Origin of the sequence: Paracidovorax wautersii (assembly GCF_900113035.1) — a bacterium.
GTDB classification, from domain to species: domain Bacteria; phylum Pseudomonadota; class Gammaproteobacteria; order Burkholderiales; family Burkholderiaceae_C; genus Paracidovorax; species Paracidovorax wautersii.
This window is the reverse complement of record NZ_FONX01000039.1, coordinates 1-6,411: the sequence shown is the minus strand read 5'-3', so window position 1 is coordinate 6,411 and position 6,411 is coordinate 1. Positions and strand designations below refer to the sequence as shown.

Annotated in this window: 6 protein-coding genes; all 6 read right to left on the bottom strand. The window is 59.7% G+C overall.

Going from position 1 to position 6,411, the window contains the following annotated elements; translation table 11 throughout:
- Positions 1 to 1,689 (bottom strand): DNA topoisomerase (locus tag BM070_RS23675; RefSeq protein WP_245785347.1); only part of this gene is annotated, 1,689 nt, incomplete at its 3' end.
- Positions 1,649 to 2,260 (bottom strand): hypothetical protein, encoded by a 612-nt coding sequence (locus tag BM070_RS23670; protein WP_092942788.1) that lies wholly within the window; start codon positions 2,258 to 2,260, stop codon positions 1,649 to 1,651. The genes BM070_RS23670 and BM070_RS23675, both read right to left, overlap by 41 nt.
- The gene (locus BM070_RS23665) at positions 2,257 to 2,973 is read right to left on the bottom strand and encodes a hypothetical protein (protein WP_139222990.1); all 717 of its coding nucleotides are present in this window, start codon (positions 2,971 to 2,973) and stop codon (positions 2,257 to 2,259) included. The genes BM070_RS23670 and BM070_RS23665 overlap by 4 nt, the downstream gene beginning before the upstream one ends.
- Complete coding sequence (locus tag BM070_RS23660; protein WP_139222989.1) at positions 2,966 to 3,295, bottom strand: hypothetical protein; 330 nt, start codon at positions 3,293 to 3,295, stop codon at positions 2,966 to 2,968. The genes BM070_RS23665 and BM070_RS23660 overlap by 8 nt, the downstream gene beginning before the upstream one ends.
- Positions 3,261 to 6,194, bottom strand: a complete 2,934-nt coding sequence (locus BM070_RS23655; protein WP_092942779.1) for an FtsK/SpoIIIE domain-containing protein — start codon at positions 6,192 to 6,194, stop codon at positions 3,261 to 3,263. The genes BM070_RS23660 and BM070_RS23655 overlap by 35 nt, the downstream gene beginning before the upstream one ends.
- Positions 6,195 to 6,222: 28 nt before the next feature.
- The coding region (locus BM070_RS25045; protein WP_217648971.1) for a hypothetical protein at positions 6,223 to 6,411 on the bottom strand (189 nt) is incomplete at its 5' end.

The window sequence follows — 6,411 nt, the reverse complement described above, 5'->3', positions numbered from 1 at the left end:
GTTCTCAATGAGCCGTGCATAGGGCTCCTTCGGCTTCGGCGGCTTGTGCTGTGTCCCGTCATCCTTCAGCGTCTCGATGATGTTGGCGCGTGTTGCAGGCGTACCAAGCCCGAGATCCTTCATCGCTGCGCGCAGCTCTTCGTCTTCGACCAACTTGCCGGCGGTCTCCATCACCCCGAGCAACTTTGCCTCGGAGTACCGGCTGGGCGGCTTCGTCACACCGGAGACCAACTCCATGGCCTGCACGGTTGGCGTCTCGCCTTCGGCGATGGCACTAAGGACCTTGTCCCCCGCGCCGATCCGATTCCCGTCCTCGTCGAAGGCACCGAGCACCGCCATCCAGCCAGCGGCCACCATCACCTTGCCGCTGGAATAGAAGGCGTCGCTGCCGATATACGTGATGCGCTTGGTGATGTCGAATTCGGCGCTGGGGAAGAACGCGGCGATGAACCGACGCACGATGAGTTCGTAGATGCGCCTCTCGTCCTGGTCCAGTTGGTCTGAAAGCAGCCCCGTTGGAATGATCGCGAAGTGATCCTCGATCTTGGCGTTGTCGAAGATCCGTTTGTTCGGTTGAACCCAGTCCGAGTCGATGATGGTCTTCACGTGCTGCCCCCAGGGCGAGCCCTGCAGATCGTTCATGACGGAGTTGACCGTGGGGATGTAGTCTTCGGGCAGGTGCTTGGAGTTCGTCCGCGGGTAGGTGGTCACCTTGTGGCGTTCGTACAGGCTCTGCGCGATCTCCAACGTCTTCTTGGCCGACATCTTGAAGATCTTGTTGGCCTCGCGCTGCAACGTCGTGAGATCAAACAGCGACGGGGGCGCGGAGGCCTGCGGCTTCGTCGTTTCCTCGACGAGGGTCACTGGCTGGCCGTCGATGCGCTGGAGCACCTCTCGTGCACGTGCCTGGTCGAAGAAGCGAGACGATGCAGCATCGGCTTCTTCCTCCGATTGCCCTTCGACTGGTGCATTCGCCTCACCCTTCCAACGCCCCTTGTAGCTTTCCGCCCCTGTAGCGAAGGCGCCATGGATCTCCCAGTAGTTCTCGGGCACGAAGTTTTTGATGGCCATCTCACGATCCACCAGGATGGCCAGAGTGGGCGTCTGCACGCGCCCTGTGGATGACGATTCGTGACGCCCACTCATCGCCTTGAAGATCTCGCTCATCGCGCGAGAGCCGTTGATGCCCACCAGCCAGTCCCCTTCGGAGCGGCACCGGGCCGCACGGTAGAGGTTGTCCTTCTCGGAGCCCGGCATCGCGACGGCGTAGGCATCGCGAAGCGCTTCTTTGGTCATGGACTGCATCCACATCCGGCGCGTTGGCAGATGCGTGCATCCTGCCTTCTCGATGATGAGCCGGAAGATCAGCTCACCCTCCCGTCCCGCATCGCACGCGTTGTAGACCATATCGACGTCCTGACGCCGAAGCAGCTTCTGCAGGGTCCTGAAGGCAGATTCACGGCCGGCAATCACTTCCAGCCCGAACGGGTCAGGGATGACGGGCAGCCCGGCGAAACCTCGCGGACGATTCTCACCTTCGTTCGCCACGATCTCCACCAGGTGGCCCACGGCACTGCTGATGATGATGTCATCGCGCTCCCAGAATCCGTCGCGCTGCTGGAACCCGCCGAGGGCCTTTGCAATATCGCTAGCGACCGAGGGCTTCTCGGCGATAACCAGTGACGTCATGTTCTTCTCCTGCTGCTGTTTTATCCAAAATCAGAATCCGGTTGACCTGCTCGGCCTCCGGCAATGGTTCCGCTGAAACGTAGGGACCTCGGCTACCCATCTTGAATCCGCAGCACATCCCTGCCATTTGGCGCACAACGAACATGTACTCATCGGTAGCGCGCAGCTGCTGCTGGCCCCGGCGATCATCGACATAGGCAGGAAGCGATTGGATGAATTGCTTGAGTGGCTCGACGGCCGTCGTCCAGCTATCGCCATAGCTGCCGGCAAAGTAGCCATCTGGACGGTTGTGGATCTTCCAGACCTCAGCCTTGTCCCAAGCAAAACTCTCCAGTACCGCCAGTTGCATGAACATGTCGTGGATCAGCTCGGTCGTCAGATGCGGGTCGGATCTCGATCGCAAAAATGCGCACACTTGCACCATCGCCGACATGCACTGCTCAGCGCGCTCTCGCCACATAGCTGTATAGATAGCTATTCCGTAGACGTTAGCGCTGCAGCCAAACTGCACGAGCGCTTTGCTGATATCCGATGCGGCCGAGACCTTGTCTACCAAGCTCACGCGCTTCATGAAGCAGCCTCCGGCAGCATCGTCTCCAGAACGATGAGCAGCACCGACTCCGATCCCTGCCGTTGAATATGCTCGCCCATGCGTACATACTTCCTGGAATCGTCCACCAGCATTCCTGCACGCACCACGCCATCAAGCAGGTATTTGAACGAGTATCCAACCGCGTCCTCATCAATCAGGCGGCGCGTCTCGACGACCTGGCGGCCGTATGAGACACGTACCTTGCGAAAATGTGCATTGAAGCGTGGATTGCCTGCAGCGATGACTTGCTGCTGCAGCAGCGTTGCCGCATCCTGCATGCGATCAGCGCAGGCGTGCTTATATCGACTGAACGTCCTTTGCGAGAGCTTGGAGACTTCGCGACCGATGTTGGCCGCCCGATTCGGCGGTAACGTTTCGCCCCCAACCACACGGATCAGTGCACGCTCTGTGCCGTCGTCGTTGATCCTGTAATCGACCTCAATCCGCGACGTCTCCAAAGCATCGACCACTTTCGCGACCCGCTCGCGCGCTTTCTGGGCGCTGCTGATACGTTGTTTTCGAGGCGATTCGTCAGCTTGCTCAGAGTCGGATGCCGGAGATTTCGCTGGCTTGGCCCGAGCCACCTGAACAAAGTCGGCCGGCAGGCGGAGCATCCTCCCACCCGAACGGCCGGAGCCTCCTGCGGTTGCGATCATGGAGCTGTACTGCGCGGCAGACATTCGTTCAGTCATGGATGTGCCCCCTGATTGCACTGCCAAGCACTGACCACGCAGAAAGGCACCACAGCACCATCGCCAGCACAGTGACAATGGCGCGCCCGCGCAGCTCGAAGAACCAATACGCTAGCAGTGCGATAAACCCTTCCCAGCCATCCCAGGCCCCCGCTTGGGTCATCGCGTAAGCATTGCGCGCCCAGACGAGGTGGGAAGGACGCCAGACATACCAGACGACCATTGCGAACACAGCAGTAAGGATGCCCAGAAAGAGGCCGCGTAACGCGATGCGCGCGATTTGCCCCCTATTCCCCATCGAACACTCCTTCTGCAAGGGCATCGACTGCGTCCTTGAAGCTGGCCACGGGCAAGGCGCTGTTGGGCAACGGCAGATCCAAGTACGTGGAGCCGGCCGCCATGTTGTCTACGAAAGCACGCGCCTCGCGGCGCTTGGCGGCTTCCTGGTCAGGGCTCAACACGCTAGGGTCCACCGCCAGAATCACATCCGTGATCGCTTGTGCATCAAGCACCTTGACGCTCGACTGGATGGTCCCTCGGGCCTGAGCGTTGTCGATGACGTCCTGTGGGTTGGCTTCTCCAAGATCGATGCCAAGCACGTCGCTGCCTGCGGTCAACAAATCTTGTGCGAGTTGAACAAGTTGTTCTTTGGTAACCGAGTTCACGGGAATATCGACTTCTCCGTTCGTGAACAGATTCACCTTGGCCAACAACTCCTTGTCGCCGTCGCTGAGCACCAGCGGATCACCGTCCGCTGCCGGAGCCTTGGCCTCGACATTCGGCACTGATGCGGCGGCGGAGGAAGCAGCAGCAGAACCTGCAGGTACAACGGGCGGCGCGGAGAGACCAGCTTTCGACAGAGGCGATGCGCCCACTTTGAGCGGCGAAGCCCCCACCGGAGGCTTCCCGATCGCAGCCGGCGGCTTGCCAATGGTGCCGGGCAAACCGACAGGCACATTCACCTTCGTCGGAACCATCGCCTGGACCGGCCCTCCTGATCCTGAGCTGCTTGCTCCCCCGTCCGTCTGGGCAGTGACGATCGGCGGCGGCTTGCTCGCGGCCTTGACCGCCGGCACGCTTGAGGTCACCAGATCTAGCGACTTCATGATGTCGGCTTTGCGTTTTTGCTCAGAGATAGCCAGGTACGCCATGCCTGCGAAGACTTGGTCCAGTAGCGGAAAGGGGTTCTCAAGCTCGCTATTGAGGCGATACAACTCCCCGCTCATGATGGGAATGGGATTGCGCGACTCCATCGTGCTGATCGGCAACGTCAGCTGGTCGTTGGCAATGGCGGCCCTGATCCCGTTGTCACCCTTGATCATTGCGTTTGTTGCGGGCGAGACAATTTCCGCGGGAGGGGCTACCCGTGCAAAGTGGTTGATGCACAGGTACTCCACATTGGGCTGCTCGTTCTTCTTGTCTCGCCTGCCTCCATGGACAATTTCCGAGAAGAAGCCGTTCACCCTGACGATCTTCATCAAGCCCTTCTGGCCACCCTGCTCCTTCTTCCCAAGAAAAAGGTGAAACTCGCCGTCAGCTTGCGAGTGAAGGTCGTGAGTGTTGACGCGAGGCTTCTCTGTGATCTTGATCTGTTCGCTCGCACGCAACTTCGAAACGAGCCTGGTGCGATCGATCTCCCAGCCAGACACCTCAGCCACGTTGGCGGTGCCGCCGAGTTCGACCATGCGCTTGTAGGTCTCGGATGCAGTGCCCGACGTGATGCGGCCGATGCCGCGCAGGTTCGTGTTTTCCCATGTCTGATCAGCCTCTTCGGGGCTGGACTTCTTCAAGGACGCAAAGTCCTGGGCTGCAAAGACAACCATGAAGCCCAGGCTCCGCGCTTGAGCGGGCATCGAGCTGAAACCGAGCACAGCGTAGTAGCCGTACTCGTCGAAGATGGTTGGAAACGGGACGGGGGAATTGGTGGGCCGGGCCTCGACGATTTCCCGACGCAGGCCTTCGACCTTATTGCCAAGGCAGCCTGCGGCCATCTGCTTGATCCCACCTACGATGATCTTACCGAGCATCCCCAACGATTCGGGAGAGCGCTCCAGCGCCGGCAGGAGAGTCACGAGAATCCGGTCATTGATCACAACGTCATACATGTCCACCTCGCCGAGCGGGGTCTTCATGATGTGCCCATAGTTGTCGGCCAGGTCACCGAACAGCCGCGCCAGCTGCATCGTGATGTAGCCGTGCTGCTCCAGGGTCTTCTGTTCCTGCTTGCCAAGTCTGGACCTGTCATAGCCAGGAATGGTGGTCATGAAGGCCTCCAGAGGCCGAATGACCGCTTTCCACACCTTTCCGTATTTCTTCGAGAAGTAACCCTGCTCCCGATTCAGGCCACCCTTCCAGATATCGTTTTCATCCCAGACAAACTTCTCCAACTTTGGCAGGTCGAAATAATCGCGGATCAGCTCCGCATCGAGGAGCACTTCGCCTTGATCGCGAAGGAAGACAAGGGGCTTGATGAGACCGCCAAGGAATGCGATCGCGCGACCCTTCCACATGTCGTCGCCGCCGCCAGAGTCCATCAGCGAGATCGAGGCTTCCGTGCACATCCCTGAACTACCGTTGGCATAGGGATTGATGGTGTTGCTGATCTTGGTCTCTTGACGATCGTAGAACTCGTGCCCTGACGTGATGAAAGAGATGAGCAACAGGTCATCCTCGCGGCCCAGCATCCGGCACGCGTTCATGAACAAGAGCCAGAGCTTCACGTCGCCCTTGCCATCCGTGTACGAGGCACCTCCGTTGTAGACCAGGCTGCAGAACACAAAGCCCATCAGGAAGACGGTCTTACCCGATCCAGTAGTGCCGAAGATCAGGGCGTGGGTCCGAGCGTCGTTGTCCGAGATCGACGCGGGCAAGCCCGAGCCAATCTCGTTGCCAACGAACATGATGCCCTTGCCTTCCTTGTTCGTGCTGCCGTCGATCAGCCCAGCAGACATCGGCACACGCAGCGGGAAGTCCCATTTGCGTTTCTTGTAGTTCAGCTGCAGCGCGCTGAATCCCAGCACGAGCAGCAACACCACCTCCCCAGCAAATGGGGCCCAGATCCCAATGACGGCCAATCCGAGCATGCACATGAGCGTGGTGGTTTGACCATCGGGCGTGAGCCACCAATCACGCAGCTTGACCGACAACGGCCGAAGGTCCTCCCGAAGCTTTAACTCCGAGATCTCCGAGGATGAGTCGAGACCCTCAAACCGACGTGCCATGCTTTGGGATTTCCTTGTGACGGATCGGTTAACGCATTGCCGCGGGTAAGCCGATGTCAGGGACCACCTGTCGGCTGGAGCCAGCACCCACACCCAAGCGCCCCAGCATTGCGCCGAGCGCGCGCGATTGCTCGACGCCACTGGTCCACAGTTCGGGTTTGGTGAACGGCTGCAGAACATCGAGCGTGGCGCTGGGGTTGGAGGCCAGCGCTGCGAC